14 protein-coding genes are annotated in these 18,676 nt (G+C 61.7%); 6 read left to right on the plus strand and 8 right to left on the minus strand.

Translation table 11 applies throughout. The features are described from left to right. The first annotated feature begins 71 nt into the window (after positions 1-71). The 3 genes from JIN81_RS13180 to JIN81_RS13190 all read left to right on the plus strand — a co-directional run bounded on the left by JIN81_RS13180 (position 72) and on the right by JIN81_RS13190 (position 5,325). Complete coding sequence (locus JIN81_RS13180) at positions 72-1,781, plus strand: ABC transporter ATP-binding protein (RefSeq protein WP_200280435.1); 1,710 nt, start codon at positions 72-74, stop codon at positions 1,779-1,781. 54 nt (positions 1,782-1,835) lie between these two features. After that, positions 1,836-3,911, plus strand: a complete 2,076-nt coding sequence (locus JIN81_RS13185; protein WP_200280438.1) for a hypothetical protein — start codon at positions 1,836-1,838, stop codon at positions 3,909-3,911. Positions 3,912-3,975: 64 nt separating this feature from the next. Beyond that, positions 3,976-5,325: an apolipoprotein N-acyltransferase gene (locus JIN81_RS13190; protein ID WP_200280441.1), complete on the plus strand. Its 1,350-nt coding sequence runs from the start codon at positions 3,976-3,978 to the stop codon at positions 5,323-5,325. 79 nt (positions 5,326-5,404) lie between these two features. Here JIN81_RS13190 and rpiB read toward each other — a convergent pair whose 3' ends face one another. From rpiB to lpdA, 3 genes are all read right to left on the minus strand, one after another. Further along, positions 5,405-7,078 carry a ribose 5-phosphate isomerase B gene (gene rpiB, locus JIN81_RS13195; protein WP_200280444.1) on the minus strand — a complete coding sequence of 558 codons (1,674 nt, stop codon included), beginning with the start codon at positions 7,076-7,078 and terminating at the stop codon, positions 5,405-5,407. A gap of 105 nt (positions 7,079-7,183) precedes the next feature. Continuing rightward, on the minus strand, positions 7,184-7,675 hold the full coding sequence (locus tag JIN81_RS13200) for a low molecular weight protein arginine phosphatase (RefSeq protein WP_267908012.1): 492 nt from the start codon (positions 7,673-7,675) through the stop codon (positions 7,184-7,186). A gap of 126 nt (positions 7,676-7,801) precedes the next feature. Further along, the gene (gene lpdA, locus JIN81_RS13205; RefSeq protein ID WP_200280452.1) at positions 7,802-9,184 is read right to left on the minus strand and encodes a dihydrolipoyl dehydrogenase; all 1,383 of its coding nucleotides are present in this window, start codon (positions 9,182-9,184) and stop codon (positions 7,802-7,804) included. A 171-nt stretch (positions 9,185-9,355) separates the two neighbouring features. Here lpdA and mscL point away from each other — a divergent pair, with 171 nt between their 5' ends. Further along, positions 9,356-9,781: a large-conductance mechanosensitive channel protein MscL gene (gene mscL, locus JIN81_RS13210; RefSeq protein ID WP_343217938.1), complete on the plus strand. Its 426-nt coding sequence runs from the start codon at positions 9,356-9,358 to the stop codon at positions 9,779-9,781. A gap of 150 nt (positions 9,782-9,931) precedes the next feature. On the opposite strand, the gene azu is transcribed toward mscL, so the two are convergent. The 5 genes from azu to sppA all read right to left on the minus strand — a co-directional run bounded on the left by azu (position 9,932) and on the right by sppA (position 15,469). After that, positions 9,932-10,384, minus strand: coding sequence for an azurin (gene azu / locus JIN81_RS13215; protein WP_200280457.1), 453 nt, complete (start codon positions 10,382-10,384; stop codon positions 9,932-9,934). A gap of 32 nt (positions 10,385-10,416) precedes the next feature. Continuing rightward, positions 10,417-11,085 (minus strand): prolipoprotein diacylglyceryl transferase, encoded by a 669-nt coding sequence (locus JIN81_RS13220; RefSeq protein WP_200280459.1) that lies wholly within the window; start codon positions 11,083-11,085, stop codon positions 10,417-10,419. Positions 11,086-11,089: 4 nt separating this feature from the next. Then, entirely contained in the window at positions 11,090-12,709 is a 1,620-nt protein-coding gene (locus JIN81_RS13225) for a trypsin-like serine protease (protein ID WP_200280461.1), read from the minus strand. Between the two features lie 46 nt (positions 12,710-12,755). Beyond that, a complete protein-coding gene (locus JIN81_RS13230; RefSeq protein WP_200280463.1) occupies positions 12,756-13,598 on the minus strand; it encodes a D-hexose-6-phosphate mutarotase in 843 nt (280 codons plus the stop codon). A gap of 104 nt (positions 13,599-13,702) precedes the next feature. Beyond that, positions 13,703-15,469: a signal peptide peptidase SppA gene (gene sppA / locus JIN81_RS13235; RefSeq protein ID WP_200280465.1), complete on the minus strand. Its 1,767-nt coding sequence runs from the start codon at positions 15,467-15,469 to the stop codon at positions 13,703-13,705. 181 nt (positions 15,470-15,650) lie between these two features. On the opposite strand from sppA, the gene JIN81_RS13240 reads away from it, so the two are divergent. Continuing rightward, positions 15,651-17,555: an alpha-amylase family glycosyl hydrolase gene (locus tag JIN81_RS13240; protein WP_200280467.1), complete on the plus strand. Its 1,905-nt coding sequence runs from the start codon at positions 15,651-15,653 to the stop codon at positions 17,553-17,555. Positions 17,556-17,607: 52 nt separating this feature from the next. Continuing rightward, the gene (locus tag JIN81_RS13245) at positions 17,608-18,558 is read left to right on the plus strand and encodes a hypothetical protein (protein ID WP_200280469.1); all 951 of its coding nucleotides are present in this window, start codon (positions 17,608-17,610) and stop codon (positions 18,556-18,558) included. Positions 18,559-18,676 lie beyond the last annotated feature (118 nt).

Here is an 18,676-nt window from a genome sequence, read left to right on the forward strand (position 1 = left end):
TGACGGAGTGCCGACACACCCCCGTCGGAACGGAGCCCAGCCCCGATCGGCCACGCCGACACTCCATTCCCATGTCCAGACTCCTCACCTCGCGCCTCAACCGCCGCCGCGGACAGGTCGCGCTGGTGCTCGGTCTCGGCATCGTCGGCACCGCCCTCGTGCTCGTCCTCCCGGCCGTGGCGCGACACTTCACCGACGTGGTCATCGGGGAGAACCGCCCCGACCTCGTCCTACCTACGGCACTTGTAGGACTTGCTGCCGTCGCCCTGCGGCAGATCCTGCTCGCCCTCCGCTCACTGGTTGCGCAGTCGATGGAGTCCCGCCTCGTCCACGAACTCCGGATCGAACTCTTCGACAAGCTGCAGAGACAACCCGTCCGCTGGTTCGACCGCAATCGTTCCGGCGAGATCATGAGCCGCGTGTCCGATGACGTCCCGGCGATGCAGAAGCTCCTCGTCGAAGCACTCGACACCGCCCTGCCGGCGCTGCTCCAGTTCCTCGTCGTCCTCGCCGCCATGTTCTATCAGGACTGGCGGCTCGCCCTCGTTACCATCGCCCCTCTTCCCATCATCGGGCTCGTCACATGGCGCCACTCCCTCGTCGCCGAACCCCAATGGCGCGAGTCCGGCGAAGCCACCGCCGAACTCCACGCCCTCCTCCACGACTCGCTCTCCGGCATCCGCCAGATCAAGGCCTACACCGGCGAACCGGAGGCACTCGATCGCTTCGAAGAAGCCAGCCGTCACACCCGCAGCAAGTACATGCGCGTCATGCGCGGCCAGTCACTCATCTGGCCCGGCGTTTCCATCCTCGCCGAAGCCGGCATCATCACCATGGTCGCCTACGGCTCGTGGCGCGTCCTCGCCGGCCAGATGGATGCCGGCATCCTCTTCTATTTCCTCTTCGCCTGGGGTTTCCTGTTTGAGCCGATCTCGAAGATCAACCCCCTCAGTCAGGTCCTGAACCGCGGCAAGGCATCCGCCAAGCGGGTCGCTGAGATCCTCGACCACCCCGAGGAAGAACACCTCGTCGAGGGCCTGCGCCCATCCGCCGTGCATGGCGACATCCGCTTCGAAAGCGTCAGCTTCTCCTACGATGACGATTCCCCCGCGGTCGAGGACATCACCCTCCACGCCCGCGCCGGACAAACCATCGCCCTTGTCGGTCCGACCGGTGCCGGAAAATCCACCCTGCTGCACCTGCTCGCCCGCTTCTACGAACCCAACCAGGGGCGCATCCTGCTCGACGACCAACCGCTCGCCGACTTGTCGAAGGAATGGCTTCGCGACCACCTCGGCTACGTCACCCAGGAGAGTTTCCTCTTCAACTCCAGCTTGCGCGACAACCTGCTGCTCGCCCGCGAAGAGGCCTGCGATGACGAACTCTGGGCCGCCCTCGAAGCAGCCAACGCCGCAACCTTCGTCCGCGAACTCCCCGATCAACTCGATACCCTCGCCGGCGAGCGCGGCAGTCGATTCTCCGGCGGTGAACGGCAACGCCTGTCCATCGCCCGCGCACTGCTGCGCAATCCCCCCATCCTCCTTCTCGACGAAGCCACCTCGGCACTCGACAACAAGACCGAGCGACTCGTCCAACAGGCCCTCGAGCGCCTCCGCGCCGACCGAACCTGCTTCGTCATCGCCCACCGCCTGAGCACCATCGAAGCCGCCGACCAGATCCTCGTCCTCAAGGACGGGCGCATTCTCGAATCCGGCACCCATCAGGAACTGCTGGATGCCGAGGGGGAATACGTTCGACTCCAAACCTCCAACCACCGCTGAGCCTGATCCCCACACCATAGCCGTCGCCCACCCCGAGCCTCCATCGCCGTCCACATGACACCCGAGCATCCATGGGTCGACGCCACCATCGATTCATTCCCCAAGGGCGACCCAAAAAACGCGCGACGCCGAGAGCTTCTGCTCGAGGCCACAACCGCAGTTCCCCCCGATTGGGACGGCACTTCGAGAAATACCCCGCCTCCATCCATCCGGCCGAGCCCACGACGTCATCTGGCCATTGATCTGATCCTGCTCACCGCGCTGGGCTTACTGCTCTGGAACTTGTGTGCATCCCCGTCCGCACACTACCGCCTACGTGGTATCGCCCTCACAGGGCAGCTCTTCAGGTCGCTCTCCGAGACCGACCTGTCGGGACCACTGGGAAGTCTAGTCGATGTCACCTACTATGGTGGCACCGACCCCATCCCGCAGCAGATCGAGGATGATCTCAGGCAGAGAATCCCCGCCGAGAAGCATGCCGAGTGCCTCGGGCAGCGTGGAGCGACCACCCTCACGCAGCGCTGGTACCACTATTGGGAGACTCATCCGGATGACCTTCCGATCATGATCGAAAAGGCATGTATCATCGCGGCTCAATCCGGGCCACCTGATCAGAACTTCCGTGAACCGACCCAGACGCTGGACCCCGGGAACCCCTACCCCCACCTGCTCACCCTCACCGGAGCCACCACCTACTGCCTATCCGAGATCCGATACTCCCGCAGGAAGCCAGCACCGGTGCCATCCTTTGATTGGTCCATCGATGATCCCGAGTTGTATGAATCCCTGTGGAAGACGCTCGATGAGGCACTCGTCCTCCACCCTCTCGAGACACACATCGAGCCGATCGTGCGTCGACGTCTATCCGGATGGCCGGCACCCACCGACTACCCGGATCTCACCAGAGACGTCATCTGGAGATACCACTACCTCTCGGCACCTTCCTTTCGATTCAACCATGATGTCATCAAGCTCTTCTCCGCGCGGGCCGAACGCCTCGAGCACGCAGGCGATGTCGACGGCATGAAGGCATTATGTGATCAATGGAGGGCATATCTCGCCCTGCTCAATTCCTCTCATAGCAACCAGGGATATGGGTGGATTGCTTCGCGCAGCTTCTGCGGAACCGCGTCGAAGCCACTTCAGGAAGCCTGCGCATCCCTCGGTATGACAGCCGAAGAGACGTTCTTCTCGGCGGCTTCCGGTCCCGCATCGAGTGTCCAAAGCAAGTTCTTGAGTGCTTGGGGGGCCATGGGAGGCTCGTCGCTCAATTGGATGCACAGCCGCGGCTACTCATTCGATCCCCAACCCGGAATTCTCGCGGAGCACCGGATGTTCGAAGGGCTCTACCTTACCGGCACCTTCCTGCTCGTGCTCGGCTTCATCCTCGTTTTCTCCATTGCCGGCCTGATCGTCCGCAAGCGAACCCTCGGCCTGACCCTGCCTCTCGGTTCTCTCCTCACCATTCGTGACCATACCCGCATCTTTGCGATCGGTGCCGGCATCCCATTCCTCGTTCTCCTCCTCTGTCTCGAAGTCCCGCTCCTCAATACCCGAAGCAAGTCCATCGACTCCACATCGACGGTGGCGACGCTCCTAAAGCTCTCCGCCTTCAGCGTGGGATCCCTCTTTCTCACTTCGTGGGAAACTCTCCGTGCACTGGCCCGCCGCGCACGCCCGATCGGCTTCAGTACCACCACTTCGCGCCCAATCCTCTTGCTGGGGCTTCTAGCTCTATCCGTCGCTCCCGCTGCATCCACACTCGTCCACCTCGATTCCGGACCCATCTCCGAACAACGCGAATGGATCTGGATCGGCCTGTTCAGCATGTTGGGGCTGGAGCTCCTTGCCTTTCTTGCAGGCGTCGTCGTCTTCCTTTCCTCAGGTGCCCGCCGAATCCAGATGGCCACGTCCCTTCGCCAGCTGAACCGCCATCTCGTGCTCGTCGCGATCGTTCTCGCCACCATGGTCCCCGGGTTTCGGGCAATCGAATCCCATCACGTCTCGATGGCTCATCCGGAACGCATTGACACTCCTGAGGCCATCGATATCGCCCTCGGCGAGTCGCCCTTGGACAAGGAGGCCCGCCAGATCTTCCTCGACTACCTCGACACCGCGCCAAAGGACTAACGGAATTCCGAAAGCATCGTCCTTTCAAGGTTCCACCCATTCTGAAAGGCTGGCGGAAACCTCCATGTTCCGTCTTCTCCTCACACTGCTCGCCGCGGGGCTTTCCATTCTCAGCTTCCCCCCCTTTCACTGGCACCCTCTGGCGCTGGTGGCGGCCATCCCGCTCATCGCGGCGCTTCACGGAACCAGCCCGGCAAAAGCCCTCGGACTCGGCTTGTTGTTCGGCCTCTCCCTTTTTGCCGGCACCCTGAACTGGCTGGCATTCATCTTCGGTCCCATGGCGGTGCTGCTCTTCGTCATGCTTGCCCTCTTCCCGACCTTCTTCGCGGCCACCCTCGCCTCCCTTCAGAAGGTCGCCGGCACGCGGACATGGTTCCCCTTCGCCGTCGGGATCATCTGGACCGGGCTGGAGTATTTCCGCAGTGAATGGTTCACCCTCCGGTTTCCCTGGATCACCCCCGGCACCGGCCTGCCGCCGGGCTACCTGACCCCCTTCATCGGCGTCTATGGCATGAGCTTCATCGTCGTAACAGGAGCGTCAGCGCTGGTCATGAAGCGGCCGAAACTCGGAGCCGCCCTGCTGACCGTCGCCGCACTCGCCACCTATCTTCCGCGACCCAAACCCTCTCCCCAAGGACCTACGATTGCTGCAGTACAAGCGGAAATGGTCGGCTTTGGCTCCTACCTGAAGCTGTCGCGACAGGCGGAGGGATCCATCGACGCCTTCGTCTGGCCCGAGTATGCCGTGACGCCGGATGTCAGGGAGAATGCCAATCAGGTCGAAGCGATCCAGAAGCTCCTTGCCGACACGGGAGCCCGTCAACTCACCCTCGGCAGCAGAACGGATCACGACGACGGGAGTTGGAGCAACACCGCGGTTACACTCGGGCTGGATGGAGTGCTCGGCACGCACGACAAGAACCGACCGGTCCACTTTTTCGACGACGGCGAGCCCGGCACCGAGGTGCCCGCCTTTGAAACGCCGCTTGGCACCATCTCGACGACCATCTGCTTCGACAACGACTACGCGTCCATCGCCCGACGCGGTACGGCCAATGGTGCCGAGCTGTTCCTCATTCCCAGCATGGATGCCGAGAGTTGGAGCGCCCGCCAGCACCTCCAGCACGCCGAGCTTGCCCGCCATCGTGCCGCCGAGAATGGACGGTGGATGGTGGTCGCCTCGAGCAGCGGTCTCACCCAGGTCATCGACCCCCGTGGCCAGAGGGTCAGCAGCCTGCCTCTGTTCGATCCGGGGGTCCTGGTCGCCCGCGTCGATATCCTGAGCCATCGGACGATCTACAACCTCGTCGGCTGGCTGATCGGTCCCCTCTGCGTCGTCGCCACCGCAGCGCTTCTCGTCTTCACCTCCGTCCTCACCCGGCGACAGGCCAAGGCAGGCAGCGTCGCCGAGTGACCGAAAAAAAGTCAGCCCCGATCGCTCGAGGCTGACTGATGAATGTCGTGATCCGCTCAACGGCGGAACCCAGCGTCCGCTACCAAGGCATCGGGAAGGCCCGCAGGAAGGTATGCACCTTGTCGCGGATCTCATGAAGCTTTTCCTCGTCACCGATCGATGACAGCGCTTCGTGAATGTAGTCGGCGACCTGCTGGATATCGGCTTCCTTCATGCCTCGTGTCGTGACCGCCGGCGTGCCGATGCGGATGCCGCTTGGCTTCATCGGCGTGCCGGTATCGAAAGGAATCGAGTTCTTGTTCACCGTGATCCCCGCTTCATCCAGAGCCACCGAGGCTTCCGAGCCGTTCAGCTCTTTGCTGCGGAGATCGACCATCAGCACGTGGTTGTCCGTGCCGCCGGAGACCACCCGGTAGCCGTGCTCGGTGAGGCGGGCCGCCATCATCTGCGCGTTGGCAACCACCTGCTCCTGATAGCCCTTGAAGCCATCCTGCAGTGCTTCGCCGAAGCACACCGCCTTGGCAGCAATCACGTGCATCAGCGGTCCACCCTGGATGCCCGGGAACACCTGGGAGTCGATCTTCTTCGCGAACTCCTCCTTGCAGAGGATGATGCCTCCACGAGGACCACGAAGGGACTTGTGGGTGGTCGAGGTGACGAAATCTGCGTGCGGCACGGGGTTCGGGTGCACTCCGGCAGCGACCAGACCGGCGATGTGCGCCATGTCGACGAAAAGATAGGCGCCGACCTCGCGGGCGATCTGTCCCATCCGCTCGAAATCAATCACACGGGAGTAGGCGCTGGCACCACAGGTGATGAGGGCCGGCTTGGTTTCCCGCGCCAGTTCGGCGAGCTGATCGTAATCGATCCGCTCATCCTCTTCGCTCACCCCGTAGTGGGTCACATCGTAGAACTTGCCAGAGAAGTTCGCCTTGTGCCCGTGGGTCAGGTGGCCGCCGTGCGCGAGGTCCATGGTGAGGATCTTGTCGCCCGGCTTGAGGACAGAGAAATACACCGCCGTATTTGCCTGCGATCCGGAGTGAGGCTGCACGTTCGCGTGCTCTGCTCCGAAGAGTTCCTTGGCCCGCTCAATCGCGAGGCGTTCGATGACGTCGACGTGTTCGCAGCCGCCATACCAGCGACGGCCGGGGTAGCCCTCGGCATACTTGTTGGTGAGCACCGACCCCTGCGCTTCCATCACCGCAGGCGACGCAAAGTTCTCGGAGGCGATCAGCTCGATGTTGAAACGCTGGCGCTTCTCTTCATCGACGATCGCATCGTAGATCGGCGCATCATTGACCTTCAGGCGGGAGCCCGAGGATTTGCACACCCGGCGCTCATGACGCCCACCTTCGAAAGACTCGGCCAGGAAAGCATCGACCATCGCCAACCCGGTTTCGATGTCCACGACGTTTCCGCCGAGGCAGAGGACGTTGGCATCGTTGTGCTGACGCGTGAGGACAGCCTCGTCGACCGTACGAACATTGGCCGCCCTGACGTGGCTGTGACGATTGGCACTGATCGACACCCCCACTCCGGACGTGCAGCACAGAATGCCGAAATCGTGAGTGAAGTCGGAAACGGCACGGGCCGCTGCATTGGCAAAATCCGGGTAGTCCACCGACTCCTTGCCGTGCGTCCCGAAGTCGGTCAGCTCGTGCCCGGCGGCATTCAGGTGGGCGACGATCGCGTCTTTCAGTTCAACTCCGCCGTGGTCGGCTCCGAGGGCAATTCGCAAAGGATTCTGGCTCATGGAATGGTGATGGAATTCTGGCTGCAGGGAAATGGACCGGGGCACTGGGAAATGCAACACCCGACTCCCGAATTGGGGAGCTTCATCAGGTCATCGCCGCGGATTTCAGGCGTCGCCACCCCGCTGCCAGGTTTGGTCGATGAAGGCGATCAGCGTCGGGATGGCCGTATTCAGGGTGCTGGCCACCTTTTCGTAGGCCGCTGGTCCCATGCCGATGGGGTCCGGCACGTCCGCGGCGACTCCCATCCCGGGAATATCGGCGAACTCGCAGGCGAGGTAGAACTTGTCCTCATAGTCCGGAAAGAGCCCGATCAGGGCCTGCAGGTGGCTTCGCGTCATGGCAAACACATGGGTCGCCTCAGCAATCAGCTTCTCGCCCACCGGCTGGCTCGAAAACCCCTCAATGTCCGCCGCGTGCTTCATCAGGATCGAACGGGTCTCCTGGCTCATCGCCGAGCCGGGGTAAGCCGCCACTCCCGCCGACGCGACCTTGAAGTCGTCCCTCTCTGCCACCGCCTTGCGGAAAAGGCCCTCGGCCATCGGACTGCGACAGGTGTTTCCCGTGCATACAAAAAGGACTGATTTCTCCGCCGCCATGGCCGGACCATGAGGGCGACACCCCGAGCGGTCAAGTCGGGCCAAGGAATCGCCGGCTCCAGCAGCGGGAGCCGACAAAAAAGGCCCGCCGGTCTCCCGGCAGGCCTTTCGAAGATCGTCGCACGATCAGAAGTGAATCGCGTGGCCCTCGGCCGCGAGAGTCGCTTCGTGGATCACCTCGCTCATCGTCGGGTGAGCGTGAATCGTCGCGTGAATGTCATCGATGGTCAGCTCCTGGTCGAGTGCCAGGCCCATCTCGGCGATGAGCTCCGTGGCATTGTCACCGATGATGTGGGCACCGAGAAGTTCGCCGTGTTTCTTGCCGTAGAGCAGCTTCGCGAAGCCGTCCGGCTCGCCAGCGGCAATCGCCTTGCCGATCGCCATGAACGGGATCTTGCCGACGGTGTATTCGACACCCTCCTCCTTCAGGGCGCGCTCCGTCTTGCCGACCGAAGCGACCTGCGGGTGGCAGTAGGTGCAGCCTGGGAAGTTCTTCACCTGACGCGGCGTGTGACCTTCGACATACAGACCTTCGACCAGTTGGATCGCCTCGAAGGATGCGGTGTGGGCCAGCCATGGTGGACCGGTGATGTCACCGCAGGCATACACCCCGGGAATCGATGTCTGATAACGTTCGTCGACCTCGATGTAACCGCGGTCGCTGAGGGCAAGTTCCTGGCCACCCGGGAGGACCGGCTGCACTCCGATTGCCACGAGGCAGACATCCGCGGAAATGGTGCCGTTCTCCTTGGCTCCCTCCACCGTGATCTCCACCCGGTCACCATGATCCTTCGTGCCCGTCACCTTGTGACCGGTGAGGCAGCGGATTCCCTGTTTGATGAAGGATTTTTCGAGTGCCTGCCCGATCTCGGTGTCCTCGACGGGCACGAGACCGTCCAACATCTCGACGATCGTCACCTTGGTGCCGAAGGCGTTGTAGATGTAGGCGAATTCCACGCCGATCGCGCCCGCACCGATGATGATCATCTCCTTGGGCTGATTCGGGAGAACCATCGCGTCCTTTGAGCCAATCACCGATTTTCCATTGAATGGAAGCCCGGGAAGGTCGCGGGTCTTGCAACCGGTCGCGACGATCGTGTCCTTGGTCTCAAGGGTCGTCTTGGTTCCGTCGGCAGCCGTGACCTCGACCTTGCCGGTTCCGGCAACTGCCCCGTAGCCACGGACGTAATCGATACCGTTCTTCTTGAAGAGGAACTCAATCCCCCCGGCCAGGCGGTCGGAAACCTTGCGTGAGCGACCGACCACGGCCGACCAGTCATACTGGAGGTTGTCGAACGAGAAGCCGAACTCCTTCGCCCGATGAGCCAGCGTATGGTAGAGCTCGGCGTTCTTCAGCAGAGCCTTGGTCGGGATACATCCCCAGTTCAGGCAGGTCCCGCCGGCGCGATCCGCCTCGACGCAGGCAACTTTTTTTCCGAGCTGGGCGGCACGGATCCCGGCAACGTAGCCAGCAGGTCCGCCTCCAATAACAATCAAGTCGTAGGCCATGAGTAGAGTGCGTTAAGCAATTCGCGGCGGAGATTGGGGTCGCTCCCTTCCGATGTCAAAGAGCGAGTCGCCTCATCCGCGCTGTGGAGAGGTGAAAAACTGAACAATTGGTCAAGAATCTGGTCTCAATCCACAAGGTCCCGCGGTCAAGACGGGGCACCAACAACCCCCATCCATCCAATGCTTAAGGAATTCAAAGAGTTCGCGTTCAAGGGAAACCTGATCGACATGGCCGTCGGCATCATCATCGGCGGTGCTTTCGGCACCGTGGTGAAGTCGCTGGTCGACAACATCATGATGCCACCACTCGGGAAGCTGATATCCGGCGTGGACTTCAAGAACATGAAAACCATCCTCGAACCCGCCGTCATGGAGGGGGAAAAGGTCATCAAACCGGAAGTCGCCCTGAACTATGGGCAGTTTTTCACCGACTTCCTTTCCTTCATTCTCCTCGCCCTGGCCGTCTTCATCGTGGTGAAGAAGGTGCTTGTCGCGATGAAGAAGGAAGAAGCCAAGCCTGAGCCGGCCCCACCCGAGCCCACGGCTGAAGAGAAGCTTTTGGCGGAGATCCGCGATCTCCTGAAGTCTCAGAACTGATCGCGCTTCGCAGCACTTCGGTGCGACCACCCCAAGGCAGGGAGTCGCCCGGACTGCACTCGAATCGACGGAGTCCCGGCTCCCCCCAAAAAAAACAAAGCCGTTCCCCGAGGTGGAGAACGGCTTTTTTGGTGGGCTGAGACCCGAAACTTACTTCGCCTTGACGATCATCTTGCCGTTCATGATGCCAAAGTGACCGGGGAAGGTGCAGAGGTAAGGATATTCACCTGCAGCGGGTGCGGTGAAGGTGACCGAGGTCTCTTCCCCACCGCCAATCATCTTGGTGTGGGCCACGATCAGCGCCTTGGACTCGGCGTCCTCTGGAATGTAGTCATTCGCGGCAGCAGGCGCGCACTTCATCGCGAAGGCAGGCATGGCGGTGCCGGGCTTGAGGATCACGACGTTGTGACCCATGGCCGCTTTCGGCAGTTTCCCGATGTGCTTGAACTTGATGGTGACCTTCTGGCCCTCGGTGACCGTCAGCTCCTTCTTGTCGTATTGCATCTGGTCATTGCCGGTCACTTCCAGAGTGACGGCGTCTTCAGCCAGGGAAGGAACCATGGCTGCTGCGAAGAGGAATAGAGAAGTGATAAGTGTCTTCATCGTGGTAGGTGTTACGGGGGAATACTGGCGCGCTATCGTGAAATCGCAACCCCGCGTTTCTTGCGATGGCGAAATGCGAGCGCCGCTGCCACCGCCGTGCCCAAGGCAATGAGCTGATACCCGGAAAACCCGAAAAATGGTTTGGGCGTGTCGCGCAGGAATTCATGGAAAAAGCGGAATGTCCCGTAGGCCATCAGATAGAGATGGAAGTGCTGGCCTATGAACCATTTCCGCCAATGGAAAACCACGAGAACCCCCAGAATGAGCAGTTGGAAGGCAATTTCGACAGGCACCGCGGGCCACCTTCCATCCTCGACCACGATGCCCAGACAACATCCGGCGTCGAGGCAGCCGATGCGCCCGAGAATCAAGGGAACGGGCAGCAACAGCGCGAAGCGATCCCCCGTCGCCGAGCGATAGCCGGTTGCCTTCTTTGCCAGCTCCACGCCCAACCAACCAGCGGGCAGCGCCCCGATGACCGATTTGCCCGAGGCCCAGATCCACCATCGATCAGGCGAGTCCCCATGGAGCCACCCTTCCGCAGCCAGGAAAGCCAGCTTGGCGCCGAGGAATGCCGCCACCAGACCGGAAAAGTAGATGACAGGAAGCCGGGAGTCGGACTTCGACAACCGCCACCAGCCCGCTGCCCCGAGGAGCACACCCGTCAGCAGCAGGATGCTGTATAGTGGAGAGCCCTGCATCCCGTCATTCGGTGAGTGTCACCTGCAGACGGACGAAGCGGTGATCGGGAGAAACCGGCCAAGTGTGAACCGCCGTCTCGAATCCCTCGAGGTCGGGAACACCGCTGATCGTGGTCGACGTAATCCCTGCGGGGGCCACCCCCGACCACCCATTCAGATCCGGGGAAAACTCCAGCGAATACGAGAGCCCCCGCACCTCCTTGTCCACCCGCTGGGGATGGCTGAGCGATACCTGCCCTGCTTCGATCGAGAGAACCGGCTGAACGAACCCACCGTCCGCAAACGTCATTGACCCACTCGTCGGATCTCCACCGAGGGCATACTCCAACAGATTGACCAGGCCGTCATCGTCCGGATCATCATTCTGTTCCGGCTCACCCAACCCATCCGCCCATCCGGCAAACGATGGGTCCAAGGGAAAAACCGGATTCACACTCTGATCCCCCACACCGTCCGAGCGCCAGGTCACGGTGAACGCCAGCTCGGGGTTTGTCGGCGCGGATGACCAACTGACTGACAAGGTCCCGGTCTCGCCCGCATCCAGAAGCGCCCGCCTGAGTGTCCATTTCTCCCCGCCTCCGTAGGTCACCCATCCGCTCCCCACGATGCTGTCGGGCCCGTCTCCCGTCGGAAAATGAAACTCCACCTCCACATTCCCGGTGAGGTTTGCTCCGCTGTTCTCCAGTTCGAACTCCATCTCCAAGGGCATGGCCCGTCGCGGATCGGGGTCGGTCAAACTGGCAGCCCCGACAAGCGTCGTCGCCGGAGGATTCACCGGACGAAGCCGATAACCCATGGGAGCCATCAACAGATCGATCTCATCCCGGTAGTCCGGAACATACGCATCGAAATTCTCCCAACCGATTTGCTCCTCCTCTTCGTCCTCGATCGGATTCCGCGCGCTGTGCACACCTACTAGAGCCGCAGTGCCAGCAGCATCAATGAATGTCGGACTCCCCGAATCCCCGACCACAAAGTAGCATTCGTCCGGATCGCCGGAAGCGAACAGATAGTCGAATTGATACGCACTGGATTCGAAATCCGCGATCTCATCCGCATTCGTATCCAGGCCGAGTTCTTCCTCAAGGAAATCCACTAAAGTGGCTTGCGCGATCACCTGGTATTTCCCCGTGGTCGCAAGCGGGTTCTTTCCACACACCGCAAGCGTCTGCCCCGGTGCCATCAGCAGGCTGGAAGCATCAAGCACCGCCATCGGTTGAATTCCATCCCCTTCATCGATCGGACTCGCCAGAGTGAACAGCGCCAAATCGGTGGCCTGACCGCCATTCTGGACGAACACATCCGTCGGAGCCACTCGCTCCACCAACTCCCCCGCTGCATTCAGGAATCGGATGGGCTGAGCATGATTGATGACCCCGGCAAAGTGGCTGGCAAAAAGCACATGCTGCCGCGAGACCAGCGTCAGCTGGATATTGGGCGACGGTCCATACCATCCAATCCCGGTCAGATCCAGGTGGGCGAAGTCCTGATTCGGATTGATCGTCGGACTGGATGGGAAATCGAGGAACCGGTCATGGTCGTCGGCATCATAAGTCCGGATCTCGATACCACCGGCGACTTGGGTGGCAACCAGCCAGGGCAGACATCGTGAACGGAAGGACATGCTCGACGAAAGTTTACACCGGGCCGTCCGTTCCGCTACCGCAGAATCACGAGGCGACCGACACCGTCGTCCCGAGCCGATGCGTCGCGCCGGGTGGCAGCTCCACCGCCGCTTCGTTGGCAATTGCCGCTTCCACACAGGCGAACCCCTTGAACGCGTCGTCCGGTAGATCGGCGAGACCGGCTGCCTTCTCGGCCCACGGATTCCAAACCACCGTCGACGGACTCCCCTCCTTCTCAATCTGAAGTACCCGGTCCAGCCCGGGGTCGTCCACCCGGATCATGCCACTGTGATCGAAAATCCGGTCCAGCTCTCCTTCGAAGACCACCGGCCCGTCCTGGGTTCTCCGGGTTGGCGTGCCCACCGTGTCCAGATACTCCCGCCCTGCCAGCCCCCCCACCGTGATCATCGTGATCTCATCGATTTTCAAATACGTGTGCAGGGCGCCACTCAGCTTCACCGACTCCTCACCCAGATTCTCCGATTCGAGCGAGACCGTCAGCTTGTCTCCGAGAGCCAGGGTCGCGGTCGCCTTCAGCGATTCATGGACCAGACTCATCACGAAGGTCACACCATCGGCATCCTCCGTGACCGAAACCAGATCCCAGAACTGGCTGCGGGCCACCCCATGGGACGGACCGGGTTGCCCTCCGGGACGGGCATTGAACCATGGCCAGCAAATCGGAATTCCTCCCCGAATCGCCTTCCCCTCCTGCAGCACCGCTGCCGGGCTGAGGTAGAGCACAGGATTCGGTGCGGATGAAGGCTGCCACTCCATCACGTGCGCCCCGTGAAGGGCCACCCGGGCGCGGCATGTTTCGTGGTCAACCTGATAGACTGGGAACCCGGGGGTCGGCTCCGTTACTTGAACGGATGTGGGTAATTGCATGCGATGCACGATTTCTGGACATGCTCGCCCGATATCTCAAGCACTTCCACTCACCGACTTCCGTCATCGCCCGCTCCATGCGTGCCACGCTTACGAACTTTCCACTACCAACGCAGGTCGAGATCCGGCCCGATCAACTGAATCCGCGACTCGTGGATGGCATCAAGACGCTGCAGCATGCGATCCACCGAACCGCGCACCTGCTCCGGCAAGGCAGCCGTGCCCATCTGACGAATCATCGTGCGCACTGCGTCACCGGCAGGACTCCCTTGAGCCATGCCCACGATCTCCCCCTCCGGCTTCTTCTCAGGCTTCGAAAACAACCCATCCAGTGGGCTCTTCGGCTCCGGGCGGAGCTTGACGGCATCTGTCCCCACCCCGGCCTTCTCCGCAGTCCACGCAATCGCATCGGACAGACCGCCAAGTTCGTCAACCAGTCCGAGCTCGAGCGCCCGAGCGCCGGTATAAACGCGACCACCCGCCATGCCCTCCAGATCGCCCTTCAAGCGATCACCCCGGCCATCGGTGATGCGCTTCTTGAAGGTCCCATACACATCGACCATCGAGTCCCTCACGAGCTTCTTCTCTTCCTCGGTGAACGGCTTGGTGAAGGACATCGCATCCGCATGCTTGCCGCGCTGGATCGTGTGGGTCGTGATGCCCAGTTTGTCCATGGCACCACCCATCACCATCTTCATGCCCACCACACCGATCGATCCGGTGATCGTGCCCGACTCGGCGAAAATCCGGTCGGCCCCGGCAGAGACATAGTAGCCACCACTGGCGGCCACCCCACCCATGGAAACGCTGAATGCCCGTCCACGATCCTTCCACTCATCGGTGACTTCCCAGAGCACCTCGGACGCCAGCGCCGAGCCACCCGGTGAATTCACCCGCAGCACCAGTCCTTTGGCGTGCTCATCCTTCAGCAGCTTCACGATCTCCTTCCGCACCGGCGCGACCGATGCATCGCTGATCCCCCCATCCAGCACCACGACTGCCACGTAATCCTCCTTGGCCTTGGAGTCCTTGCCGCTGTCCATCATCAGCTTGAACACATCGAACAGGCTGTCCATTTCCGGCCCATCCAGATCGGGCATCTCATACTCACGGTCGAACTTCGCTCCCTCATAGCGCTCCCTCAAGGACGCGTTGAAATCGGTCCGGTACTGCAGGTCATCGACCAGCCCGGCCTCCTTGGCCTCCTCAGCGGTGAATTCCCCGCGATCGACCAACTCCATCACCTTTGATGATTCGACCGACCGTCCTTGCGCCACGGCTGAGATGATCTGATCAAACATCCCGCCAATCAGTTCCTCACGCTGTTCCAAGGCGAACTCGCTCGGCCCCGTGCGATAGAACTCCTCACCGAAGCTCTTGAAGTCGCCGATATGGATCACATCCGCCTGAAGCCCCGCCTTGTCGAGCATGCCCTTGAAGTAGAGCGACTGAGACGCCATTCCCGAAAACGTCACGCCGGCCTCGGGCATCAGCACGAAGTGATTGGAAGCCGCACCCAGCAGCGCCGTCTTCGTCGTGTAGTAGTCACTGTAGAGCCAAACGTCCTTGCCCGCTTCCCTCGCAGAAGCCAGATGGCGCCGGATCTCCCCGATCTGCGCCAGCCCGAGCGGCGCACCATCGACATCGAGCACCAGCGCTTTCACGTTGGGATCCTTCACTGCCAGTCCCAGGCTCCGGGTGACATCGTAGAAGGTCAACGGACGCTGACTCTCCAGACTCATGTTCATCAGCGAAGGCTCGGTCATCCCGCTTTCCGAGAGTCCGCGTTCGAGGTCATACACGGCCACAACGGGCTTGTCCGCCGCCAGGGCAGCCCCGGCCAACATTGGAAATAGGATGGATCGGATCATGGTTCTTGCAGATATTCGCCCTGTTGAAGCGTCACGTTACCCCGAAATCATCGATTCTTTTCCGACTTCGGCAAGCTTGAGCCTCCATCCTGCCTGCCGAGCCATCAAAAACCCCAGCCCACCCAACCAATTCCCACTTTTGGCCATTGGTCTGTGAATGATCCCGATCCACCATGCTTCCATGCACCGTTCAGCAAGGCACCTGCTCCTCCGGCTGGCCGGCATCAGCCTGATCGCCGCGACAGCCCTCAACGCACGGCCGCAGGAACGTTCATGGGCGGAAGACGTGATCTACTTCACGATGACCGACCGCTTCCACGACGGCGACCCGGCAAACAACATCCCTGAAGGAAGCGACCGCAGCCTCTATGACCCCGCTCAGGAGAACCTCGACAAGTATCATGGAGGTGACCTGCGCGGACTCGAACGCGCGATCCAGTCCGGCTACTTCAACGCGCTGGGGGTGACCGCCATCTGGATCACCCCCCCTGTCAGGAACGTCTGGCGCTCCGGCTACGATCTTGGCGGCTGGAAAAGCGGCTACCATGGCTACTGGGCCCAGGATTTCCTCGATATCGATCCGCACCTCACCAGCACCGAATCCCTGGCCGGCACCCCCTACCCTCCAGGTAAGGAGGGCCGCATGCAGCACTATCGCGACTTCGTCCGCCTGGCGCATGCGAAAGGTCTGAAGGTAGTGCAGGATGTCGTGCTGAATCACGCTGGCCCCGTCTTTTACTACGATGCCAATGGGAACGGCAAATTCGAGCGCGAGCAAAAGGACGAGTGGGTCCAGCCCTACAAACGCGATGGATTCCATCAGAATGCGCGCTGGGGCGATGTGCCGGAATGGAACATGCAACGCACCGCTCCCTTCGCCACCACCCGGCTGCTCGGCCGCGATGTCAAATCCTCCGGTGTCCTCGGTGAACTCTCCAGCTACGGCCGGAAGGGATTCTCTTGGGAAAGCCTTGGCAAATCGGACGGCGAGGAAGTCATGTGCGATTTCTTTTCGCTGCGGGACTTTTGGACGGAGCCAGGGAGCGAGCACTTCGACCGATTGGTCGACGAGTTCGTCGAGATCTACCACTTCTACCTCACCGAGGTCGGCGTCGACGGCCTGCGTCTCGATACCGTCAAGCACGCCCACCACGGGTTCTGGGATGCCTTCACCGAGCGCCTGCGCAAACGGCTGGGGCCGGCGGCCAGAGAGAAGATCATCTTCGGCGAAGTCTACGACGGCAACCCGGCAAAACTCGGCCAATATACCTGGCGCTCCGACGCAGCCACCAACCCGGAACCCTGCATCGACTCCCTCCTCGCCTTCCAGCTCTGCTTCGCCATGCGGGAATATCTCCGGCAACCCGGCAACCAGTATGGATCCCCCCGCTCGATTGAGGGCGCCATGCTTGCATTCGCCGAGGGTCGTTTCGATGACGGTCGCTACTACTACAACCGTAGTCCCGGACCGGACGGGCTGAACTCCCTTCAGAAATCCATCACCTTCATCGAAAACCACGACGGACTGAACCGGTTCCGCGTGAACTCCGTGACCGAGCGAAGACACCAGCTCGCCCAAGCCATGGTCATGACCCTTCCCGGCATCCCATGCCTCTACTACGGAGCAGAAACCGGCATGCATGACACCAAGGGCAAGATCGGAGAGGACGGAGAGACCGGCCGCATGACTCTGTGGGAGCGCGATGCCGCACCGTCGCTTGCCACCGTGCGACAACAGAATTCATTCAGTACGATCGCGCGTCTTGCCTCGGCCAGACAGAAGGTCGCCGCCCTGCGTGAGGGTGAATTCCGGCCACTCTGGACGGACAGCGGTGATCGCACCACCGACGATGGAATCTTCGCCTTCGCGCGGGTGATGCCGGACACCCGGCAAAGCGTCGTGGTGGCATTCAACGCCTCCGATCAGGATGGGAAGACCGGCCCATTGGATCTGAATAGGATCTTTCCCGAGGGCTTCACGCTGCGCGCCCAATCCCTCGTGGGGGAAGCGCCCGATCCAGTGGGTGGCAACGAGCTCGCCGTGCCCGCGAACTCCGCGGTTCTCTATCGGGTCGGAGCCCCCTGAAGTCGATTCGGCCCTTGGCAGGGATGGCACGACCCGTTAGCCCATGATCTGAATGGGACGGTTCGGAAACATCTTCGGCTCGAAAATTGAGACTCCTGAGGAGGCAATCCGCCGCGGACGCATGGCTCAGGGGAAGCCACCCACCCCTCCGCCGATGCCGGGCTTCACGCCGCCACGGCCGACCACGGATTTCAGGGCGACCGCCCCACCCACGTCTGCCCCGCCCCCTCTTCCCGAAATCCTCTACGAAGACCAGGACGATCTGGAAACCCGGGCGATCCGGGCCACCTTTTCTCCGCCGGTCTTCCACGAATGGATCGCAGCGATCGATCAACGACTCACCCGCGGCTTCAGCGACCTCCAACGCCAGACGCTCGCCACCAAGGTCGGCCGACTGGGCAACGGCGACTCGGTGGTGATGCACTACAATCTGTTTCATGGCGGCTCCCCCTGCGACCTCAAGCTGACCATCACCCGAAGTTCCCCGGAGCTCCTAGCCATCCGGGCGGACGGCCCGGGGCCGGGCATGGATCTCCTGCTTGAGGAATGCTCGGGCCGCGCATCCATCTTCGGAGAGCTTCAGGCGACCGAGGACGACCGCCCCCGCGACGGACGGTTCCGCCGTGACCCGGACGGCAGACACTGGCGGTCCAGGCTGCCGTTGGAATGGGGCTCCATCTTCGACTACCCGCTTGAGGTGATTGTTGAGCAAGGTCGCCCCGGCATGATCGGAGGCGGCGAGATCTGGGACACACCGCTGCTCCGGGCGCTGCACCCGCTGCTGCCCATGATCTGCTCCCAGGTGGAGTCGAAGCTCCGGGAAAACGCGGGCGACACCCCGCTCCGGCGCGAGGAACTCCGCCCACCGGAAGCGATCCTCTCCGCCCAAGTCTCCGACCCACTCGCATGGTTCATCCGCATGCGTTGCAGCGAGGGCATCCACTCGGATTGGAGAATCGATTTGCACGGCATCGACATCCAAGGCGTGGGCCGTCAGGCGTAGCCGCGCTCAGGCCGACGCTTCCGGATTGACGCGTTCCCTCCTGCTTCGGCCTTGCATATCAGGCGCTTGCGGCCTATCCGCCCGCCCTTCCGTTTCCGGCAGGTCACCCAGGTGGCGT

The sequence above is a fragment of the Haloferula rosea genome (genome assembly GCF_016595525.1).
Lineage (GTDB): Bacteria > Verrucomicrobiota > Verrucomicrobiia > Verrucomicrobiales > Akkermansiaceae > Haloferula > Haloferula rosea.